This window comes from Micromonospora sp. NPDC047465, assembly GCF_040643125.1.
Taxonomy (GTDB): Bacteria; Actinomycetota; Actinomycetes; order Mycobacteriales; family Micromonosporaceae; genus Micromonospora.
Map to the genome: position 1 here is coordinate 37378 of NZ_JBEYTP010000023.1, position 21273 is coordinate 58650.

The following is a 21273-nucleotide window of genomic DNA, read 5'->3' on the forward strand; positions in this document are numbered from 1 at the left end:
CGAGGTGTACGACGTCATCATCATCGGCGCTGGCGCCGCCGGGCTCAGCGCCGCCCAGGTCCTCGGCCGCCAGCAACGCCGCACCCTGCTCATCGACGGCGGACCGCCGCGCAACCACCCCGCCGACGGCATCCACATGTACCTCAGCCGCGACGGCTTCCCACCCCTGCACCTCCTCGGCACCGGCCACCGCGAACTGGCCGCCTACCCCAGCGTCGAGATCCGTCAGACCCGCGTCGAGGCCGCCCACGGCAGCATCGACGACTTCACCGTCACCCTCACCGACGGCACTGCCCACCACGCCCGCCGCCTGCTACTGGCCACCGGCCAAGTCGACGAACCCTGGCCCATCGACGGCGTCGCCGAACGCTTCGGCCGCAGCGTCTTCCACTGCCCCTTCTGCCACGGCTGGGAAGCCCGCGGCAAGAGCATCGGCGTGCTCGGCCGTGAACCCGCCCAGGTCATGCTCGCCGCATACCTCGCCGACCGGTACACCGACGACGTCGTCGTCGCCACCCACGGCCCGCACCAGCTACCCGAGCCGATCCTGGACAACCTCAAGGCGCTGAACATTCCCCTCATCGAGCAGCCGGTCACCGCGCTCACCGGCGACCTCGACGCCCTACAGCTGCACCTCGCCGACGGCACCACCCTGGACCGGCAGGTCGTCTTCCACCGGGCGCCCACCCGCCAGCACGCACCCCTGGCCGCCCAGCTCGGCGCCGACCTGCTGCCCGACGGCTACGTGCGCGTCGACGAGTTCGCCCAGACCAGCGTGCCCGGCGTGTCCGCCGCCGGCGACCTCGCCCGCCTGCCCGCCCTACCCGACGGGCTCACCCTCGTCAGCCAGGCCACCGCCGACGGCGTACGCGCCGCCGTCTGGCTCGAACAGGGCCTGTTCCGCACCGGCCTACCCGTCCCACTTGGCTGACAGCCCTTGGCCGACTGCCACGCCGAACGCTCCACAACGAGGATGAAGATCATCATCGCAGTGCGCGGCCCGGCGGGGTCAACACGACCATGTGCGGTCGGGTCTGGGCAGGGATGGTCGGTGGTGACGGTGGAACGCTCAGCAGATACCGTGAGCCGGCGTTCGCGCCGACGTGTCGACGCTGCCTGACGCTGATGGATCGCCTGTTCCCCGCGCCCGCGATCGACCCGCGGGTGCCGATCGTCGCGCAGCTCGTGTTCGAAGCAGTCCGCGCCCACGGATACGCAGCGGTGCGGGGCGTGCCCGGTGATCAGCTCGCGGTCCTACGGAAGGAGATCCGGTCGCTGATCAGGCGACGTCGCCCTGCTGGGCACCGTGCGCCCGCGCGACGTGGTCGGCAAGATCCGCCGCCGGCTGGCCTCCGAGCTGATCGGCGAACTCGTCGTCATCGACAAGAAGATCAAAACCGCGAAACAGGAACTCACCGACCTGGTCAACAGCACCGGAAGCCGACTGATGAACTTGGCCGGCGTCGGACCGTCCGGCGCCGCCCGCCTGCTCGGCGACATCGCTGACATCGCCCGGTTCACCAGCCGCGCCCACTTCGCCTCGTGGAACGGCACCGCACCGATCGACGCCTCGTCCGGCGACCAGAACCGGCACCGGCTCTCCAGAGCCGGAAACCGGCGCATCAACCGGGCCCTGCACATCATGGCCTCGTCCAGCTGCGCCGGGACACCGAAGGACGCCGCTACTACCGGCGCAGACTGGCCGCGGGCAAGACCCCGATGGAGGCCCTACGAGCACTGAAACGGCGGCTGTCCGACATCGTCTACCGGCAGATGATGGCCGACGCGAAGCTGCTCAAGACGGGTCCGGGAGGACACGCGGGGGCGACTCTGCAATCCAGCGCGGCCGATCTGAACCCCGAGATCGACACTTCGGAAAAGTCACTTCCCGGACCCGCCACACCCCAGCCTAGAACAACCCTCGCCGCGACCACTTGACACAGACGGGTGCCAGAAGCGGACACCGTCTTGCCGCAGGTCGTTCGGCAGCACGTCAGCGGCGGGACCGAGCCGGCCCGGCGACTCATCCGTTGACAACATCGCTCGTGTCTCAATACGCTTAACATGGTGGTTAAGTGAAGGGAGCCTCCGATGGCTGGCACCGATCAGCTCAGCGCGGTGTTCTCGGCGCTCGCCGACCCGACTCGACGGGCGATCATCGCCGAACTGGCCGAACGCGACGCCACGGTCACAGAGCTCACCGCTCCTCTGTCCATCTCGATGCCGGCGGTGTCACGGCACCTGAAAGTGCTCGAGCGCGCCGCGCTCATCTCGCGGTCACGGTCGGGCAAGTGGCGCGCGAGCCACCTCGAAGCTGCCCCACTGCGCGAGGCGGCCGACTGGATCGAGCGCTACCGGCGGTTCTGGGACTCGTCCCTCACCCGCCTCGATGCCCACCTCGCCGCGGTGCAGGCCGCCGGACCGGCAACGGACCGGATGGTCGACGACCCCAGGGAGCTCGAATGAAAACGGAAACTCCGCAGCTCGTCATCTCGCGTGTGTTCGACGCGCCGCGGGAGCTCGTCTACCGAGCCTTCACCGATCCCGACCACTTGGCGGCGTGGTGGGGCCCGATCGGCAACTCACTGCCGCGCGACGAGATTGAGTTCGACGTGCGCCCCGGCGGCTTTCAACGGTGGACGGAGGTCAATGCAGCCGACCCCGAGCTTCGCGTGCACATCCACGTCGACCTCACCGACGTCGCCGACGGCGAACTACTCGAAGGCGTCATGCACGTCAGTGGCCGGCTGCAGGAGGACATCGAGCCGTTCGAGACGAGACTGCGGGTCGAGTTCTACGACGAGGCCGACGGACGGACGCGACTGGAGATCCGCCAGTGGCTCCCCGATCATCTGGCGCACCCCAGCGAGGAGGGTTGGCGCCAAGCGTTCACCAAGCTGGACGCCACGCTGATGAATGTCCAGGCTGTTGCAGCTAATCATCGAGAGGCAGAGGCATGGCCAAGCTGATCTACGTGACGAACGTGTCGCTTGACGGCTACATCGAGGACGAACGCGGCGCCTTCGACTGGTTCCCACCCGACGACGAGGTATTCGCGTTCCACACCGACCTCCTGCGGTCTGTGGGCACGTTTCTCTACGGGCGGCGCCTGTACGAGGCGATGGCCGTCTGGGAGACCGACGCCGCTCTGGCCGCGCAGTCCGAGCTCACGGCCGAGTTCGCGAGCGCCTGGCAGGCGGCGAGCAAAGTCGTGTACTCCACGACCCTCGCCGCGGTGTCAACTGCCGACACCCGACTCGAACGCCGTTTCGACCCCGCCGCAGTACACGAACTGAAGGCCACGGCCAGCAGCGATCTCACCGTAGGAGGTGCCAACCTCGCGACGCAGGCTTTCAAGGCCGGGCTGGTCGACGAGTGCCAGCTGTTCGTCCTGCCCATTGTCGTCGGCGGGGGCAAGCCAGGGCTGCCGACCAGCATGCGCGCCGACCTTGAGCTCCTCGATGAGCGCCGATTCCGAAACGGCGTCGTACACCTCCGCTACCGCCCTCTCGGGCAGTGAACGACAGCCCTGTCCGATCGCCGGCGGCGCTTGCATGACAGGCGGAGCGCTGACGACTGATTCGGCCGGATGAGGTCGCCCATCACGAACTCGGGTTGCGTCAAGTCGGACAGGTTCGGCGGGCAGCAGGTGGCCGCCGGGTACCGGCCACCGCGGGCGACGGCCAGGGCCTCGCGGTGTACGTCGGTGGCGACGATCCGGCGCGGGTGCGGCCAGCAGGCGGTGCGCATGGCAAGGGTGTACGGCTCTTCCCCGGTGGCGCAGCCTGCCGACCACACCGTGGCCGGGGCGCGGAGGGAGCGGCGCCGGAGGGTGTCCAGCAGGACCGGCCAGAGGTCGCCGTCGCGGCCCCAGTCGGTCACCGGAGGTCTACACGTACACCGGGTCGGCCGCCTTCACCGCGGCCATTCGCTCGACGAGGTCGGTCACGGCCACGTCTGCTCGGGGAGCCGCTCGTCCCGCGCCTTGGCCTTAAGTTGCGGCACACCGCCTCGACCTCGTTGGTGAATTCGTTCAGATCCACCGGGGCAGCCTGCGGTCCACCGTCGGCTGGAGACCGGAGCCGTGTTGCGGCCCGCCTTCATAATGAGCGGATGCCCGTCGTCGCAGGTGGTACCACGACAGCTGTACGCCCGCGTGGCCGTGTCGTCGCCGGTTGGATGGTCGGGGTCGTGGCGGCATGGGGAGTCGTCGCCGGGCTGCATCTCTTCGGCCTTCGGCTGGCCAACCTGTGGTTGCTCGGCCTGATCATCACCGGGCTGGGCTGGCTGCTGGCGATGGCTGTCACCGGGATCGCCCTGGTGGCCCTGTGGCGCAGGGTCGGGCCGGTCAAGGCGCTGACGCTGGTGCTGGTTCCTGGGTTGCTGGCCCCGGTGGCGATCGTGGCCGTCGACTGGACGGCCGTCTTCGTCCACAACTTCTACCGCCTCCACCGGGACGACTTCCGCACTGCGGCCGGGCTCGCCGACAAGGTCACGGCCGAGTACGGCGACCGGTACGGCCTGGTTCTGCCGAAGGATCTGCGGCACCTGTCGTCCATGGGGCGGGCGGTGCGGATCGGCACCGAGGGCAGCGGGCCGACGGGCATCCTCCTGCCGGTCTGGGTCGGCACGCCAGACGGCGCGGCCGGCTACGCGTACCTCACCGGAACGCCGGGTGACACGAGCCTCGACTGCTTCGCGGACCCCTGCCGGATGCGCTGGTCGCTTGGCGACGGCTGGTACTGGCTGGACTGACACCGGGGCGGGACACGGGTGCCGTCGGTGGCGGATCCCGTAGGCGGCGGGTGGTCGGGCCTCATGGCGGAAACCGGGCTGGTCAGCCGCAGCTACTGCCTCGGTGGTTTCGTGCCGGTGCAGGGCGAGGGCACGTTCACCGAAACACTGGTGCCGATCGACGGCGAGGCGACCCTGCGCGTCGACGCGCCTGAACCTGACTCGACGTAGCCGCGCTACGCAGGGCGATCCACGGGCCGAGGGCAAGCGATGGTCCGGGGCGGCGTTCGACCTGCCCGAGGAGCTGAACGTGAGGAGGGGTAAGCAGCCACCGTGGATCGTCTCGGACGAACTCTGGGCCGAGATCGCACCGCTGCTGCCACCCCGTCCGCCCCGGCGTTCTCGGCTGTCGTGATCTGTCCGGTACGCCTGGTCCGCGGCGGTGCCGCGCTGCCCGATCACGACCGCTGGTGACCCTCCGGGACACCGGCTACTGGCACGTGGCTGGCACGGCGGCGTGGTGGGCGCGCGGCTGTCCGGCGGCGTCCGGCTACCGTCCCCGGCCTTCGGTCGGGGGCGGTAAGCCGTACCGCTGGCTCTCCGCGCGCCTGGACGTTTGTATACCCGGTGGCAAGCCGCGGAGCGGCGCGGCAGCCGAGCGCCCTGACATCGACGACGGCCGGCCACGCTGGCGCTCGTCACGGCCCAAATCTGATTCACGTATTCTGCGAGTGGTAACCATCGTGCCCGGCATCAGCGATGGCGGTCCTGCTTTCTCGCCAGCAGGACGGCGTTGGCCGGGCTCTGACGCCCATCGACATCTTGGAAGGATGGGCGCCAGAGCCACCGGTGTCAGTAGATGATCAGGTACGGCTGCCGGTCGCTCTCCCGACTGTCGATGGCGACCAGTCGCCCAGCGGTCGTGTCGTCGGAGAGTCGAAGCGTCAGGGCTCCGTCGGCCAGGTTGGTGTTTACCGCGCCGGTGACGTCAACCGAGTACCAGCCGGGGCGATCCACCCGGACGGTCCCGAGCACGCTTCCGCCCGCGCTGGACGGGCGGCTGTTCCAGCTCACGCCGCTCTCCGACCATGCGTCGTCGGCCAGCGCCCGCACCGTCACCGGTGCGGCGCCGGCGCCCGGCGACACCGAACTGACATGGAAGTACAGCCGGGCGGAGACAGTCGCGGTGCCCGGATAGCCGCCGAGTCCGGCCTTCAGGTAGGCCATCCGGTCGCCGTCCGGACTCTGCGTGTCGGGGAGGTCGGCGATCTCCAACTCGCTCGCTGAGCCGTAGGCGGTGTCCGCGTACGCACCGGCGCGTACGAAGGTGTCGGCGACCACCGGCGTCGTGGTCTGCCACCTGGTCTCCACGTTCCGGGCCCGGTCGTGAGCGGATGCCCAGTAGAAGCCGGGTGCGGTGATCCGTAGTGGTTGGAAGCCCACCTCACCGGCCCGGAAGCCGATCGTCTCCGAGACGCCCGACGCCTGGCCGTCCGAGTTCGCGTTCATCGTCAGGTACCGGCCCGCCATCTTGGTGAACCGGCCGTGTACGGCCGCCGCCACCGGCTCCCCGGTGACCAGATCGGTCACCCGGAGCCGCACGGTCGCCGGACCGCCCGCGGCGGTCACCGTCAACTCGGAGACGATCAGTGGCCGCAGGTGGGTGCCGGCGGTGGTGGCGGAGACAGCCGGCGAGGCCGGCCCGACGTTGCCGTGTACGTCCACGGCGGCGACCCGGTAGTGGTGGGTGGTGTCCGGCAGCAGGCCGGAGTCGGTGAAGGTCAGGCCGCGCGACTGCCCGGCGAGGTTCTTCGGGTCGGGCGTGAAGCCCGGATCGGTGGACCGGTAGATGTTGTAGTGCTCCACCTCGGTGTCGTCGAAGGCCCGGCCGTAGACGAGATCGATGCTCTGGTGGTCGAAGGCGTTCGCCGTCGGCGGCGAGCTCACCACGCCGGGCGGGCCGGTGTCGGCCGGCAGCGGCGCGTACACGGCGTTGGGTCCCCACACCGACGGGAGCCAGCGGATGGAGTCGTAGTGGTGCATCGCGATGCCGCCGAATGCCGGACTGCCGGCGAAAGCGTCGTACACCTTCCGCAGTTCGCGCTCGGCGACGGCGCGCCCCTCCTCGCGGAAGGTGATGGTCTCCGGGTCGCCGCTCCAGGCGATGTCCAGCGTTTCCACCCCGATCACCACCGAGTTCGGCTTGCCGATCGCCTCGGCGTACGCGATCTCGGACTGGGCCTGGGCGATGATGCCGACCGACCCCTCCGCGGTGTCCCGGTAGTCCATGATCGAGATGTAGTCGCTCATGTCCTGGATGTGTTCGCTGAGCGGTTTGGTGGCGCCCTTCCAGGTGATGCCGGTGCAGCACGGGTTGACGTCCAGCCAGCGCGGGATCGCCGGACCGAACGCCAGTGGCGAACCCGCCGCGTTCCTGCGCTGGATCAGCTTCTCCAGAATCTCGAGCCACCGCAGTTGCAGCGCCGGCTTCTCGGCCGCGAACCCGGGATAGATGTAGGGCTCGATGTCCACGTTGACCCCGTCGAACCGCTCCGCCGGCCGTGAGGCGAGGTTGTAGTTGAGGATCTTCTCCATCTCCCGGACCGCGCGGGGGTGGTAGCGCTCCAGCCCGCCGAGGAACGGCGGTTGGGTCCCGCCGGCGATCGTGGCGTACACCGTGAAGCCCTGCGCGTGGGCCCAGCTCACGAAGTCCCGCACCTCGGCGCGCTTGTCGTAGAGCATGTCCAGGTCGCCGTACCGGTCCACGCCGACATAGAGCGTGGTGATCGGCCGCGAGCCGAAGGTGTCGGCGTCGCGCGCCGTCGTCGCCAGCAGTCGACGGGATCCGGGGTTCAGGATCAGGCCGTACGACGCCCGCTCCCAGATCCACATCGCCCGGTCCTGCGGGCCGACCCGTACCGGCTCGGCAGCGCCCGCGCCGACCGCGACGTAGACGGTCGGGCTGTACCCGGTGTTGCCGTACGCGTCGACCGCTCTGGCCTCGATGCTCACGATGGCGTCACCGAGTTCGCGGGGATCCCACAGATGGGTGTAGGTGCCCTTCTCCCCGAGCGCCCGCAGCCAGGCTCCGCCGTTGACGCGTACCGACACCTCACGCACGGTGTTGTGCGCGGCGACCGAGACGCGGACCGGTGTGGGCTGCCGCACCGTACCGCCGTCATCGGGACTGGTCACCGTCACGACCGGGACGTTGGCGGCCGGGTTGTCCACCCGCAGGGTGACGAACGGGGACCAGACACCGTAACGGTTGTCGGTTCGCTTGGCGCGCACCGCGACCTCGATCTCACCGTCCACGCCGGTCGTGTCCAGGTCGTAGTACCAGGTGCCGGTGTCGTCGCCGCCCGGGTCCACGGTGTGTACGCGGGGAGTGCTGCGGCCGTCGAGCACGACGGTCAGTTCGTACACGTCGGTGTAGCTGCCCGACAGGCGGACGGTCCCGGCCGGCACCGCGTCACCGCTGGTGTGCGAGTCGATGGTGACCGAGGGCGCGGCGGCGGAGGCGGGTTGCCCGGGCGGCAGCAGCAGAGCGGTCAGCACGGCGGCAGACAGCGTCAGCCGCGAGCGCCAGGACGTGCTTCGGATCAGGGACACGGGGGTGCTCCTCTCGGGGGTCAGGAGATGAGGAGGTACGGCTCGGTGCCCGCGCCGTACTCGCGGGAATCGATGACCACCAGCCGGTCGGCGGCCGAGTCGTCGGCGAGTCGGAAGGTGATCTGGCCGTCGTTGAGATTGCTGTTCACGGCGCTGGTGACGTCGATCGCGTACCACCCGGGTGTCGTCACCTGCAGGGTGCCCAGCAGGGTCGCTCCCGCGGTGGGCCGGTTGTTCCACGTGATCGTCGACTCCGACCAGCTGTCGGCGGTGAGCACGCGGACGGCGATCGGGACCGGACCGGTCCCCGGGGCGACCGAACTGACGTGCAGCCAGAGCCGGGCGGAACTGGCCTGCGTGTCGGGAAGGTTGGCCTTCAGGTAGGTCAGCCGATCCACGTTCGGGTCTGCGGCGTTGGGGGCGTCCTTGACCTCCAGCCGGGTCGTCGACCCGAAATTCGTGTCGCTGTACGTGCCGCTGCGTACGTGTGCGTCGGTGGCGGCCACGGTCCGCGGCACCAGGGTGTCCCGGCGCGGGATGCCGCCCGCGCGGAACCCGGCGATGGCGGACTCCACCTCGGTGGTGGTGAGGGAGGCGTCCCGGACGTGGTAGACCCAGTCGACGTCGAGGACGTACCTGCGGGACGTCGGCGAGGAGACCAGGCCGCCGTTGGCGAACCACACGGCGTACTTCAGGAACATGAACGCCTCGGGGGCGTAGTCACCGCCGTGACTGGCGACGAGCACGCCGTCGACGTAGTACCGCACCTCGCCGCCGGTCACGTCGAGTGTGAGCAGGTGCCATCCGTCGTGGCTGCGGGACAGGACGGTTTCCAGCGCGCGGGGATCCCAGGGGCTGTCCTGATACGTCTCCCAGGTCACCATCTGCAACGCGGTGCCGGCCGACCCGAGGCCCCCGTTGGGGACGTATTCGTAGTCCAGTTCGCTGTAGTTCGGGTCGAGGGGGTGGTTGAGCTGCGAGATGGTGTAGAAGGTCTGGACCACCTGATCGCCGTCCGGCCCGCTCTCCGGTGCGTCGGTGAACCGGATCCGGGTCGCGTAGGTGCCCTCGAAGAACCGTTGCCCCTGGGAGACCGATGCCTGAGTGGTCGTCTGGCCGGTGCCCTGGCTGGTGGCGGCGAGCCGCATCGCCCGGTCGGCGCCGGAGCCCGCCATGGAGACGTTGTCGGCGCTCCAGGTGGCACCCGACACGCCGGGCCCGCCACCGCCGGTGCGCACCGTCCAACCGAACGCGGCGAACGCCGGATCCGCGGGACCGGCGTAGCTGAAATCGTCGAAGAACTCCTGGGGCGCCGCGGCGGTGCGCGCCGGCGCGTGCACCCTGGACGGTGTCACCGCCAGCGGGACCGACGCCACCGCCAGCGCGGCGGCCAGGACGGCGTGGGGGACGTTCATGGCTCCTCCTGCTATGTGTCGAGCCAGCGGTCCAGGTGCGCGGCGACGAACGCGTCGTCCTGCAGGTCGGGGTACGCCCGGATCACTCGGTCGAGTTCCGCCGCCTGCCCGGGCGACAGCCGCTCCTGCTCGTCGAGCAGCCGTACGTTGTCCAGCAGGCCCTGGCGCCGCAGCACCTCGTGGATTCCGGCGACGCAGCCGGCGAAGCCGTTGGCGACGTCGAAGACGGCCGCGTTGGCGTCGGTCAAGCTCGCGGCCGTCGTGAGCAGCTCCTCGTCGAGCTGTCCGGTCCGTGCCGCCTCACGGGCCCGCTCGAACAGTTCCACGGCGCGGCGGGTCCACACGGCGTACTGGCCGAGCAGCCCACCCACGATCTGCTTGCTGACCTGGCCGCCGTTCACCGGGAAGCGGTACGTGGTGAGCAGGTCGACGATGATGTTGTCGTCGTTGCCGGTGTAGAGCGCGATCTCCGCCGCCCGTGAGGACTCGCAGACCGCCCGGACGACATCGAGGGTGCGGTACCGGTCGAACGGCGCGATCTTGATCGCCGCCAGGCAGGGCAGCTCGGCGAGCCGGGCCCAGAAGTCGAACCCGAGCGTCCGACCGCCGACTGCGGGCTGGAGGTAGAAGCCGAACACCGGGAGCACCTCGCCGACCGCCGCGATGTGCGCGATGAGCTCGTCGTCCGTCAGCTCCGCCAACCCGCGCAGGATCACCATGGCGAGGTGGTATCCGAGGTCGGCGGCGAGCTTGGCCTCGACGACCGCCTGGTCGGTGGTGCCGGAGACTCCGGCGACCAGCACCACCGGCCGGTCGCGCGGCGCCTCCCGCACCGTGTCGACGGCGATCCGTAGCACCGGTTCGAGCAGCCCGGCCTCCCGGATCGCGAACTGGGTGGTGTGCACCCCGACCGCCAGGCCGCCCGCCCCGGCGTCCAGGTAGTACCGGCTCAGTGCACGCTGTCGGCGCTCGTCGAGCCGCCCGGTGGCGTCGAGCGCGAGCGGGTGAGCCGGGATCACGACGCCCTCGCGCAGCGCGGCGCCGACATCCAACGGTAGTGCTGCCGACATCAGAAACGCCCCTCTCGCTCCTGAAAGTGGGTGTCCTTGCCGTGGGTTTCGCCGCCGCCGAGCACCCATTCGGCGGTCCACTCGATCAGCGTGCGCAGCGGCACGGCGGGGTAGCCAAACAGCTCGTTCGCCCGCGCGGCGTTGGAGAGCAGCGCGGTGGGCTCCGCTGCCCCGGTGAATGTCGCGGGCACCCCGAACAGCTCGCCGAACCGCTGCGCGATCCAGCGCACGGAGGCGGTCTCGGGGCCGGCCAGGTTGAGCACCAGCGGCGGTGCCGCGCAGTGCTCGAAGAGCCGGAGTGTGGCGGCGTTGACGTCTCCCTGCCAGATCACGTTGACGTTGCCCATCCGCAGGTCGACGGGCTCGCCCCGGTGCACGGCACGCGCGATCTCCAGCAGCACCCCGTACCGGAGTTCCACCGCGTAGTTCAGCCGTACGATCGCCATCCGGGTGCCGTACCGGTGTGAGAAGTGCTCGAACACCCGCTCCCGGCCCAGGCACGACTGTGCGTACTCGCCGACCGGACCCGGTGGCGTCGCCTCGTCGGCGCCGCCGCTCACCACCGGCACCAGGGGATAGACGTTGCCGGTGGAGAAGGCGACGATCCGCGAGTCGCGGAACCGTTCGGCGACCCGCCCGGGAAGGTAGGTGTTGAGGGCCCAGGTCTGGTGCTCGGCGCCGTCGGTGCCGAACTTCCGGCCGGCCAGGTACACGATGTTCGCCACGTCGGGCAGGCCGGCGAGCGCCGCGTCGTCGAGCAGGTCGGCGCGGAGCAGCTCCACCCCCGCGCCGCGCAACCGCTCTACCAGCTCGGGCCCGGGATTGCGGGCCACCCCGATGATCCGGGCCTGCCGGCCGGCCCGGTCCAGGGCGCGTCGCGCCATCAGGGCCAGCTCTGGTCCCAGCTTTCCGGCGACGCCGAGGAGCATCAGGTCGCCGTCCACCCGTGCCAGGCTCTGCACCACCTCCTGGCTGGGCGTCGAAAGGGCCTCCTGGAGGGCGGTCAGGCTGCGCGGCGGGGCGTCAGCCACGTGAGTGGGCATCGGTCGGTGCCTCCTTGAGGGACGGCTGTGGCTCGGTGCGGGGCGACGGGACGGCGTCGAGCGGCCGGTACGTCGCGCCCGCCGCGGCGAGGCGGGGCAGGTGCGCCGTGACCCGGTCGCGGAAGCTGGCGAAGGAGTGCCGGGGCGCGGTGGACCAGACGGTTTCGCTGAACGCGCAGAGGCGGGGAAACGCCATGCGCTCCACGTCCTCCGGCCGCGGCATGTACTCGGTCCACAGTTGGCACTGGGCGCCAAGCGCCCCGACGGGCTGGTCGGCGTCGAACTCGTACACCCGCTCCAGCGGCGTGTGTCCGCCGATCGCGAGGGGTTCGATGTCCCGGTCCTGGCTCTGGTAGTAGTCGAGGTAGAGGTGCTCGTGTGAGGCGAGCACCACGTCGTGGCCGTCCTGGTGGGCCGCCATGGCCGCGCCGTCGCCCCGCCACGGCATCGCGATCGCGTTCGGCACCCGCAGCGCGGTTTCGGTGTCGTACCAGAAGACGGGGCGGCGGCCGCGGTCCGTGACGAAGCTGGCGAGCTCTCCCACGTACCAGCCGAGCAGGGCTCGCTCGTCGGGCAGTCCCAGCTCGGCCAGGCGTGCCGGGACGGCCGGGTTGGCCCGCCACTGCCCGGTGGGGCACTCGTCGCCGCCGAGGTGCAGGTACTTCCCGGGGAAGAGCGCCATCACCTCATCGAGCACGTCGCGGTAGAACCCGAGCGTCGTCTCGGAGACGTCGAGCACGTGCTCGCTGATCCCCCAGTCGGTCCAGACGTCGAGCTGCCGGCCGGTGTTGCCGAGCTGCGGGTACGCCGCTATCGCCGCCTGTGAGTGGCCAGGGCTGTCGATCTCGGGCACGACGGTGACGAACCGTGTCGCGGCGTACGTCACGATCTCCCGGATGTCCTGCCGCGTGTAGTAGCCGCCGTGCCGCACCCCGTCGTACCGGCGGGGGGTCTGGCGGGCGTGTCCGACCAGGGTCTCGGCGCGCCACGCCCCGATCTCGGTCAACCGCGGGTAGCGCGGGATCTCCAGCCGCCAGCCCTGGTCGTCGGTGAGGTGCAGGTGCAGCACGTTGAGCTTGTGCAACGCGAGCAGGTCGATGAAGCGCAGCACGAACTCCTTGGGCATGAAGTGCCGCGCCACGTCGAGCATCACGCCGCGCCAGCCGAACCGGGGGGCGTCGGCCACCTCGAGGTACGGAAGGCTGACGGTCCGGCCGGACGCGCCGTCCGGCAGCAGCTGGCGCAGCGTCTGGGCGCCGTAGAACACCCCGGCAGGCGCGCCTCCGGTGATCTCCACACCGCGCACGTCGACGGTGAGCCGGTAGCCCTCCGGTGCCAGGCGATCGTCGAGGGCCAGGCGCACCGGGGCGTCGGACAGCACGGCGCGGGTGAACCCGGGCACCTCCGCGAGCCAGTCGGCGACCCCCTCGGCCTCGGGCACGGCCACGACCGGCACCGGCCCGGCGACATGCAGCGCACCGGAGTGCCGGCGAATCGCCGCGGGATACGGGATCAACGAGGTCATCACGTCGCCCGGTGCGCAGCGATTACCGCCCGGAACGCGTCGAGCGCGTCGGCCAGCGGCGGCGCCTCGGGGAACCAGGCCCGTTCCCACTCCAGGGACAGCCAGGCCCGGTAGTCGAGGCGGTCCAGCTCGCTGAGGATCTGGCCCAGCGGGACCGCGCCGTGCCCCGGCAGCACCGGAGCCAGGTCGTCGGTCGCCCGGACGTCCTTGAGCTGTACGTGTCGCAGCCACGGCGCCAGCGCGTCGGCCGCCTCGCGGGCGCTCTCCCCCACCCGCCACGGGTTCACCGCGTCCCACAGGGCGGCCACCACGGGCGAGTCGACCTCGGCGAGCACCGCCGCGACGGCGCGTGCCGAGCAGAACACGTCGTGGGTCTCCAGCAGGATCGTCACCGGCCCGCCCTCGATCCTCCGGGCCACCTCGCCGAGCCGCTGCACCGCCACCGGATGCGGGTCGGCCTGGCCGTCCCGGCCGCCGAAGACCCGCACGTAGCGGGCGCCCAGGTGCTCGGCGATCTCGACGTGGTGCAGCAGGTCGGTGACCGGGTCACCGTCCGGTGCTGCGATACGCACGTACGAGGCGACGCAGATCGGCTCGACACCCGCGTCCGCGAACCGCTTCCCGGTCTCTCGCAGCGTGCCGGCCGGGGTGTCGGGCGCGACCGGCTCACCCTCGGCGCAGCGAAGCTCCACGCCGTGGCAGCCGGTACGCCGGGCCAGCTCCAGCACCGATTCGACCGGCTCGGTCGAGCAGCCGAGGGTGCTGAACGCGAGTCGGCCCGCTGCCCACGCCGGTACCGTGTCGACGCCGCTCACGCCGCCACCTCGCTCCGCTCCGCGGCGGCGCGAGGCGCCACGCTGCTGAGCCGAATGGTTCGCTCGCTCCGCTCGCTCACGCCGCCACCTCCACGGTCAGACCGGGGATCCGCACGGTGTCGGCACGCTCGGCCGACTCGTACAGCGCGAGCGCGGTGGCCACGACCGACTGCCCGTACGCCGCGTCGACCGCCGGCACCCGCCCGTCGCGGCAGCTCGCGACGAAGTCCGCCAACTGCTCCCGGAACGCCGCCACGATGTCGTCCTGCTCGGGCGTGACCACCTGCACCGCGTCGTCCCCCTGGTACGTCCACAGCCCGTCGCGCCGGGACAACCGCAGCGCGCCGTGCTCGCACACCACCTCGGTCTCGTCGTGGAACGGCAGGCCGGTCCCGGTGACCGAGAGCATGACCCGTACCCCGTTCGCCAGTTCCAGCAGGCCGACCGACTCGGTTTCGACCTCGACGCCTGGCTGGTGCCAGACGTACCCGTGCACGCTGACGGCGGGCGCGTCGCCGAGCCAGTGAGCCTTGTCGATACTGTGTGTGCCGACGTTCATCACGATGCCGCCGCCGGCGAGCGTCGGGTCGAAGAACCAGTCCGGCCGGGAACCCCGCTCGTACCGCGCGGTACGCCGTTCGGTGATCACCACGGGCCGGCCGAGGCTTCCCGACCGCAGGGTCCGCCACGCCTCGCGGACCGTCGGCAGGAAGTGCAGCACGTGGCCCACGGCAAGGCGTACCCCGCGGGTCGCGCAGGCGTCGATCATCCGCCGGGTGTCCTCGACGCTGGTGGCCATCGGCTTCTCCACCAGGACGTGCAGTCCGGCCGCGGCGGCGTCCACGGTGATCGGCGCGTGCAGCGTGTGCGGCGCGGTGATCAGCACTCCGTCCAGCTCGCCGGCGGCGAACATCACGGCGTGGTCGGCATACGCGTGGGCGCCGAACCGGGCGGCGAGCTGTTCGGCGGCCGGCAGCCGTACGTCGCAGACCGCGGCGACCTCGACCTCGGGCAGGCCGGCGGCCGCGTCGAGGTGCAGGGCGGCGACGCTGCCCGCCCCGATCACGCCGACGCGGAATGGTCGATTCCCCCATGTTTCGGTCACTGCACGTTCCTTTCGATCAGGACAGGTGTGTCGGTAGGGCGAGGGTGGTCAGGGCGCTCGAGGGCGGCCCCTCCCCACGCTCGTGGCGGCGGGGCGGCAGGCGAGCGCTGATCAGCCCTTGAGACCGCTGGCCATCGCGCCGCGAACGAAGTAGCGCTGGGCGAGCAGGAACAACAGCAGCATGGGCAGGAGCGACATCAGCGCGGCGGCGGTGACGAGCTGGTCGTTGCCCATGAACTGGCCCTGCAGGCTCATCACCCCGATGGGCAGGGTGTAGTTCTCCGGCGAGGTGAGGTAGATCGTGGGCTCGAGCACGGCGCCCCAGGACGCCATGAAGGTGAAGACGCCGAGTGTCGCCAGTGCCGGCTTGGCGAGCGGCATGTGGACCCGCCAGAACACCTGCCACGGGTTGGCTCCGTCGAGCGCCGCCGCCTCCTCGAAGTCGCGGGGGATCGCGAGGAACGTCTGGCGCATCAGGAAGATCCCGAACGGCGTCGCCAGCCAGTACGGCACCACCAGCGGCAGCATCGTGTCGAGCCAACCGAGGTGCTTGTACAGGATGAAGTTGGGGATGATCGTCACGACGGTGGGCAGCATCAGGGTGCCGAGTGCCGCGGCGAGCAGCACATCCTTGCCCGGCAGTTTCATCCGGGCCAGCGCGTGGCCCACCATCGCGCTGGTGACCACGTTGCCGACCACGGAGAGGCTCGCGATGAGGAAGCTGTTCCAGGCGTACAGGCCGAAGGGGGCGCGTTCCCACACCTGCGTGTAGTTGGACCACTCCGGCGGGTCCGGGATCCAGATCGGCGGCACCGCGACGTACTGCGCGAAGCTCTTCAGCGAGTTGGCCACGGAGGCGACGAACGGAACGACCATGATCGCCGCACCGAGGCCGACGAACAGGTACGCGGCCGGGTGTCCACGTCGGTCTTGGCGGCGCCGGACCCGGCCGCGCTGACCGGTCTCAGGCATAGTGCACCCACTTCTTCTGCAGGCGGAGCTGGACCAGCGTCAGGAGGAAGATCAGCGCGAACAGCACCCACGCGACTGCCGACGCGTAGCCCATGTTGAAGAACTCGAAGCCCTGCTGGTACATGAAGAGCACCGTCATCTCGCTCGCCCCGTTCGGCTGGCCGGCCGGTTGGCCCCGCATCGGTCCGGTCATCACGTAGACCTGCTCGAAGGCCTGCAGGGTGGTGATCGTCGAGAGGACCAGGACGAGGAACGTCGTCCCCGATATCCCGGGGAGGGTGACGCGGCGGAACCGTTGCCAGGCCGATGCGCCGTCGATCTTGGCGGCCTCGTACAGCTCCTCCGGGATGTTCTGCAGCCCGGCGAGGAAGAGCACCATCATGTAGCCGACGCCCTTCCAGACCGCGACCAGGGCGAGCGTCGGGATGACGAGCACCGGACTCTGCAGCCAGGTCGCCTGGGGCAGGCCGAGCCACCCCAGTACGGTGTTGGCCATCCCGAACTGCGGGTTGAAGACCGCGTCGGCGACGTACGCCACGACGACCCACGACGAGATGACCGGCACGAAGTACGCACTGCGCAGTAGCGAGATCCATCGCAGGCGTTGGTTCAGCGCGACCGCGAGCAGCAGCGCGAGGATCGTCTGGGTGGGTACGAACAGCACCGCGAAGTAGGCGGTGTTGAGCAGGCTCCGCCAGAACGCCTCGTCACCGAGCAGGCGGCGGAAGTTGTCCAGCCCGACCCACCTCGGTGGGGAGAGCGTGTCGTAGTCGGTGAGGCTGAAGTAGAGCAGGGCGAGTACGGGCCACGCGGTCAGCACCACCAGGTGTGCCAGGTACGGGAAGGCGAACACGGTCGCCCATGCCCGCTGACCGAAGCCCGGCCGTTCATCCCCGGTTCTCCTTCCGTCCCGGGGGGAGGGGCGACGCCCCTGTTCCACCCGGTCCTCGATGGTCGTCACAGCGCCACCTCCTCCCTCCGTCTGGCGGGGCTGACTCATTTCTTCGCGTAGAAGCGGTCGATGATCTGTTGCGCCTCCCGTTGCGCCTCGGTCAGCGCGTCACCGACGGGCCTCTCCTTGGCGAGCGCCCGGTCGACCTGGTTCGCCACGGCCGTGGTGTACTCGGTCCACACCGGGTTGAGGCCGAGGTCGTCGGCGTCGGCGAGGGCGTCGAGGAACGCCTGCCGGTCGGCCGGCGGGGTACCCGGCTTCAGGAACACGTCGGACGCGGCCACCTTCTTGTTGATCGGGATCGCCTCGCCGATCCCGGCCCAGGTGGTCTGTGGTTTCTCGGAGGCAAAGTACGTGATCCACTTCCAGGCGGCCTCGGCCTTCCGCTGGTTCGCGGCCTTGTTGATCACCCAGGAGTTCGCGATCGCCACGTGGCCGCGGCCCGCCGGACCCTTCGGCATCGGTGCCACGCCCAGGTCGATCTTCGCCGCGTTCGCCGGGATGGTGCGGGCGTAGATGCCGAACTGCATCGCCACCCGGTTGCTGGCGAACATCGTGTGCGGGCTGCCCAGCGCCTTGGTCGTGACCACGTCGGGGCCGGCCTTCTCGGTGTACATCGCGTTCAGCATCCAGTCCAGCGCCGCGCGGCTCTGCGGGCTGTCGACGACGACCTTCCGCCCCCCGTCGGCGACGACGTCCCCACCGAACGCCTTGACCATCGGCCACCAACTCTCGGTGAAGCCGGGCGAGTAGACGCGCATCCCCCACACGTCGGGCTTGCCGTCACCGTTGGTGTCCCGGGTCAGCTTCTTCGCGGCCGCGGTGAGGTCGTCGTACGTCCAGTCTCCGGTCGGCTCGGCGACGCCCGCGTCGGCGAACATCTTCTTGTTGTAGAAGAGCACCGGGGTCTGCGCGCCCTGCGGGAAGCCGTAGATGTGGCCGTCGGAGTCGCGGTTGAGGTCCACGCCGTAGTAGTCGTCGGTGTTGACGGTCTTCACGAAGTCGCTGAGGTCACGCAGGCTGTTGCGGCCGGCGTACTCCTGCACCAGCACCCCGTCGGAGAGCCACACGTCAGGCCCCTTGCCGCCGGCGAGTTGGGTGCGCAGCCGCTTGAAGAAGTCCGTGTACGGCGCCGATTCCAGCTCCAGCTTGACGCCGGAGTTCGCCTTCATGAACTCGTCGGCGAGCGAGCGCATCGTCTTGTCGGCCGGGCCGCCCGCTTCCGCGTAGTAGCCCAACCTGATGGTCACCCGGCCGCCGCTCTCCTCGTCGCTCGCGCCGCAGCCGATCATTGTCGCGGCGAGCGCCGCGACGCCTGCCAGGGCGACGAGACGCCGGCCTGGCGAGAAGCGTTGCATCCTCATCGTGGATCTCCTTGTGTTGGTCGCCCGGCGGGCAGCGGTCTCGGGTCACCGCCGCGACGGTGCGCCTGGCCCTCGGCCGGTCACGGACTACCGGTCGCGGGCGGCGCCGCACGAGGCCCGGATCGCCAGGCGTGGTTGCAGTTGGGTCTGGTGCACGGGGGCCGAGGCGCCCTGCTCGATGCGTCGCAGCAGGACCTCGGCGGCGAGCTTGCCCACCTCGGTCTTCGGAGGGGAGATGGCGGTGAGCGGCACCTCGCCGAGGTCGGCGACCTCGTCGTCGTAGGCGATCACCGCCATCCGGTCCGGCACGGTCAGCCCGAGCCGGCGCGCGTGGGGCAGCAGTCCCGCGGCGTCCCGGTCGCCGAGGCAGAACACCGCGGTGATGTCGTTGTCCCTGCAGACCTGTGCGTACGCAGCGAGCTGGTCGGACGTCCATTCCTCACGTCGGACCGCGGCCGCCGGGAGACGAGGCAGGCCGAAGTCTGCGACCGCGCGGTCGAAGCCCTCCGCCACCATGTCGGCCGTCGCGGTCCGGATCCGGCCGAGGTGGCCGATCCGCTTGTGCCCCAACTCGACGAAGTGCCGTACCGCGGCGTAGCCCCCGCCGAGATGGTTGGTGCAGACGTACGGCGTCGCGTCGTCCGGCGCGGGAGCCGGCGGCCGCCGTTCCACGAGCACGTACGGGACCGGTAGCCGGTGCAGTTGGTCGACGTACTGCTGGGGCTTCTCGATCAGGTGCAGGTTGGGCACGAGCAGCAGGCCGTCGACGTCTGCGGCGAGCAGTTGGTTGATCTGCTGCGCCTCCAGATCCGGGTCGTACTCGGAGCTGGAAAGGATGATCCGGACGCCGGCGGTGGTCATCACCCGCTCGATGCCCTCGATCACCCGTGGGTAGAAGTACGAGGTGGACGGTACGAGCACCCCGACGAAGCGGGCGCTACGCCCGACCTGCGCTGGTATCGCCACCACGTAGGTGCCGGAGCCCTGGCGACGACGTACCAGCCCCTCGTCCACCAGCAGGTTGATCGCGCGGCGGACCGTGTTGATCCCCACCTCGTGGGTGTGGGCGAACTCCTGCTCGGTGGGCAGGCGTGCGTCGACCGACCACCGACCTTCGGCGATCTGTTGCCGAAGGTAGGCCGCCAGGGCTCGGAATTTCGTCCCATGAGGGAATGAATCCAAACCATCAATGCCGGTCATGGCTGAGGATTCTTGAGCAGCAGACATACCTCCGTCAATCCCTCCCGGCAAGAATTTTCCCTGCTTTACGCGGCTCGCCGGGCAGGTATGCTCCGGATTGCCATCGACTAGCGGGAATGAATTCATTCCCAAATAGATGCCACGGAAGGTGGGGTACGGCATGCCGACTCTCGGGCCCGAGCGCACCGGGGCACTGAACGGTCTCGTCGTGGAGCGGGTGGAGACCTTCGTGGTCGAACTCCCGACGATCCGTTCGTTCGAGATCGCCGGAGGGACCGTCGCGACCGTCGGGCAGCCCAGCCGGCGGGTGCTGGTGAAGGTGACCGCAGGCGGAGTCGTCGGCTGGGGCGAAGCCACCCCGACGCCGTCCTGGACCTACGAAACCACCGAGAGCATCGTCACCACCATCGATCGCTACCTCGCGCCCGCGATCCTCGGCGCACCGGCGTGGAACCTCGACGCGGTCACGGCAACCTTCGACCGGGTCATCAACCGCGGCTTCACCATCGGTGCGCCGATCGCGAAGTCCGCGATCGACATCGCGCTGCACGACCTCGTCGGACGGGCGGTCGGCGTCCCGCTCGGAGTGCTCTGGGGGCAACGCCGCGTCGGACGGATCCCACTCGGCTGGATCATCTCCGCCAAGACCCCCGAGGCGGTCGCCGACAGCGTCACGGAGGGCCACGCCCTCGGGTACACGGCCTTCAAAGTCAAGATCGGGCTGGCCGAGATCGACCAGGACCTCGCGTTCGTCGAGGCGGTACGCCAAGCGGCGCCGAAGGCGGCGATCTGGGTGGACGCCAACCAGGCGTACCAGGTCGACGAGGCACTACAGGTGGCCCGCCGGCTCGCCGAACTCGACGTCGCCGCGTTCGAGCAGCCGCTGCCGGCCAACCAGATCGCCGGGCTGCAACGGCTGCGGGACCACTCCCCCGTGCCGGTCGCGCTCGACGAGAGCCTGCGCCACCCCAGCGACCTCGCCACCTTCGTACGCCTGAACGCGGTCGATGTCGCGATCGCCAAGGTGCAGCGCAGCGGCGGCCTCACCCTGTCCCGGCGGATGTGCGCCCTCGCCGAGGACAGCGGGGTACGCCTGATGGGCTCCGGCCTCACCGACTCCGACCTCGGCTTCGCCGCCTCGCTACACCTGTTCTCGGCGTTCGGCATCGACACGCCCGTCGACCTCAACGGCCGGCAGTTCATCGAGTCCGCCTACGTCGGCGGGCACACGGTCGAGGTACGCGACGGGGAGGCGGCAGTACCCACCGGCCCCGGCCTGGGCGTTGACGTGGACGAAGCCGCGGTACGCGCCTTGGCCGTCGACGTGCTCCGCGCCGATCCGCCGGTCAGGATCCCACCGAAGTCGGGCAGGTGATGCCGAGTAGGTCCAGGCCGGGTCCGACGACTTGGGGTGCCCGTGCCCGCCGGCCACAGCGCCGCCCAGGTCCGCGACGCGCTCATCACCG

The 21273-nt window shown here is 70.2% G+C and carries 20 protein-coding genes; 8 read left to right on the forward strand and 12 right to left on the reverse strand.

The genetic code is table 11. From position 1 onward, the window contains the following. Positions 1-4 precede the first annotated feature (4 nt). From ABZ793_RS20950 to ABZ793_RS20970, 5 genes are all read left to right on the forward strand, one after another. Positions 5-931 (forward strand): NAD(P)/FAD-dependent oxidoreductase, encoded by a 927-nt coding sequence (locus ABZ793_RS20950; RefSeq protein ID WP_357459706.1) that lies wholly within the window; start codon positions 5-7, stop codon positions 929-931. A 375-nt stretch (positions 932-1306) separates the two neighbouring features. Beyond that, complete coding sequence (locus ABZ793_RS20955) at positions 1307-1741, forward strand: transposase (RefSeq protein WP_357459709.1); 435 nt, start codon at positions 1307-1309, stop codon at positions 1739-1741. A gap of 350 nt (positions 1742-2091) precedes the next feature. Further along, complete coding sequence (locus tag ABZ793_RS20960; protein WP_357459712.1) at positions 2092-2466, forward strand: metalloregulator ArsR/SmtB family transcription factor; 375 nt, start codon at positions 2092-2094, stop codon at positions 2464-2466. Beyond that, positions 2463-2969, forward strand: coding sequence for an SRPBCC domain-containing protein (locus tag ABZ793_RS20965; protein WP_357459715.1), 507 nt, complete (start codon positions 2463-2465; stop codon positions 2967-2969). Before ABZ793_RS20960 ends, ABZ793_RS20965 begins: the two co-directional genes overlap by 4 nt. Continuing rightward, the gene (locus ABZ793_RS20970; RefSeq protein WP_357459717.1) at positions 2957-3520 is read left to right on the forward strand and encodes a dihydrofolate reductase family protein; all 564 of its coding nucleotides are present in this window, start codon (positions 2957-2959) and stop codon (positions 3518-3520) included. The genes ABZ793_RS20965 and ABZ793_RS20970 overlap by 13 nt, the downstream gene beginning before the upstream one ends. Here ABZ793_RS20970 and ABZ793_RS20975 read toward each other — a convergent pair. Then, entirely contained in the window at positions 3499-3882 is a 384-nt protein-coding gene (locus tag ABZ793_RS20975) for a CheR family methyltransferase (RefSeq protein WP_357459721.1), read from the reverse strand. The genes ABZ793_RS20970 and ABZ793_RS20975 overlap by 22 nt on opposite strands. Before the next feature lie 309 nt (positions 3883-4191). Between ABZ793_RS20975 and ABZ793_RS20980 the strand changes: the two genes are divergently transcribed. Beyond that, positions 4192-4755 carry a hypothetical protein gene (locus ABZ793_RS20980; RefSeq protein ID WP_357459723.1) on the forward strand — a complete coding sequence of 188 codons (564 nt, stop codon included), beginning with the start codon at positions 4192-4194 and terminating at the stop codon, positions 4753-4755. Between the two features lie 27 nt (positions 4756-4782). Beyond that, complete coding sequence (locus tag ABZ793_RS20985) at positions 4783-4965, forward strand: hypothetical protein (RefSeq protein WP_357459725.1); 183 nt, start codon at positions 4783-4785, stop codon at positions 4963-4965. Between the two features lie 621 nt (positions 4966-5586). On the opposite strand, the gene ABZ793_RS20990 is transcribed toward ABZ793_RS20985, so the two are convergent. From ABZ793_RS20990 to ABZ793_RS21040, 11 genes are all read right to left on the reverse strand, one after another. Then, entirely contained in the window at positions 5587-8346 is a 2760-nt protein-coding gene (locus tag ABZ793_RS20990; protein ID WP_357459728.1) for a DNRLRE domain-containing protein, read from the reverse strand. Between the two features lie 20 nt (positions 8347-8366). Continuing rightward, positions 8367-9761: a DNRLRE domain-containing protein gene (locus tag ABZ793_RS20995; protein ID WP_357459731.1), complete on the reverse strand. Its 1395-nt coding sequence runs from the start codon at positions 9759-9761 to the stop codon at positions 8367-8369. 11 nt (positions 9762-9772) lie between these two features. Beyond that, a complete protein-coding gene (locus tag ABZ793_RS21000; RefSeq protein ID WP_357459734.1) occupies positions 9773-10831 on the reverse strand; it encodes a dihydrodipicolinate synthase family protein in 1059 nt (352 codons plus the stop codon). Beyond that, on the reverse strand, positions 10831-11874 hold the full coding sequence (locus ABZ793_RS21005; RefSeq protein ID WP_357459736.1) for an NAD-dependent epimerase/dehydratase family protein: 1044 nt from the start codon (positions 11872-11874) through the stop codon (positions 10831-10833). The genes ABZ793_RS21000 and ABZ793_RS21005 overlap by 1 nt, the downstream gene beginning before the upstream one ends. Further along, complete coding sequence (locus ABZ793_RS21010; protein WP_357459738.1) at positions 11855-13399, reverse strand: beta-N-acetylhexosaminidase; 1545 nt, start codon at positions 13397-13399, stop codon at positions 11855-11857. The genes ABZ793_RS21005 and ABZ793_RS21010 overlap by 20 nt, the downstream gene beginning before the upstream one ends. Beyond that, on the reverse strand, positions 13399-14214 hold the full coding sequence (locus ABZ793_RS21015; RefSeq protein ID WP_357459740.1) for a sugar phosphate isomerase/epimerase family protein: 816 nt from the start codon (positions 14212-14214) through the stop codon (positions 13399-13401). The genes ABZ793_RS21010 and ABZ793_RS21015 overlap by 1 nt, the downstream gene beginning before the upstream one ends. 76 nt (positions 14215-14290) lie before the next feature. Continuing rightward, positions 14291-15319, reverse strand: a complete 1029-nt coding sequence (locus tag ABZ793_RS21020) for a Gfo/Idh/MocA family oxidoreductase (protein WP_357459743.1) — start codon at positions 15317-15319, stop codon at positions 14291-14293. A 111-nt stretch (positions 15320-15430) separates the two neighbouring features. Next, entirely contained in the window at positions 15431-16291 is an 861-nt protein-coding gene (locus ABZ793_RS21025) for a carbohydrate ABC transporter permease (RefSeq protein WP_350705222.1), read from the reverse strand. Continuing rightward, positions 16284-17252 (reverse strand): sugar ABC transporter permease, encoded by a 969-nt coding sequence (locus ABZ793_RS21030; RefSeq protein WP_350705220.1) that lies wholly within the window; start codon positions 17250-17252, stop codon positions 16284-16286. Before ABZ793_RS21030 ends, ABZ793_RS21025 begins: the two co-directional genes overlap by 8 nt. Before the next feature lie 35 nt (positions 17253-17287). Then, complete coding sequence (locus ABZ793_RS21035) at positions 17288-18607, reverse strand: sugar ABC transporter substrate-binding protein (protein WP_357459746.1); 1320 nt, start codon at positions 18605-18607, stop codon at positions 17288-17290. An 87-nt stretch (positions 18608-18694) separates the two neighbouring features. Continuing rightward, positions 18695-19807 carry a GntR family transcriptional regulator gene (locus tag ABZ793_RS21040; RefSeq protein ID WP_357459749.1) on the reverse strand — a complete coding sequence of 371 codons (1113 nt, stop codon included), beginning with the start codon at positions 19805-19807 and terminating at the stop codon, positions 18695-18697. Positions 19808-19967: 160 nt separating this feature from the next. Here ABZ793_RS21040 and ABZ793_RS21045 point away from each other — a divergent pair, with 160 nt between their 5' ends. Next, on the forward strand, positions 19968-21182 hold the full coding sequence (locus tag ABZ793_RS21045; protein ID WP_357459752.1) for an enolase C-terminal domain-like protein: 1215 nt from the start codon (positions 19968-19970) through the stop codon (positions 21180-21182). Positions 21183-21273: the final 91 nt, after the last annotated feature.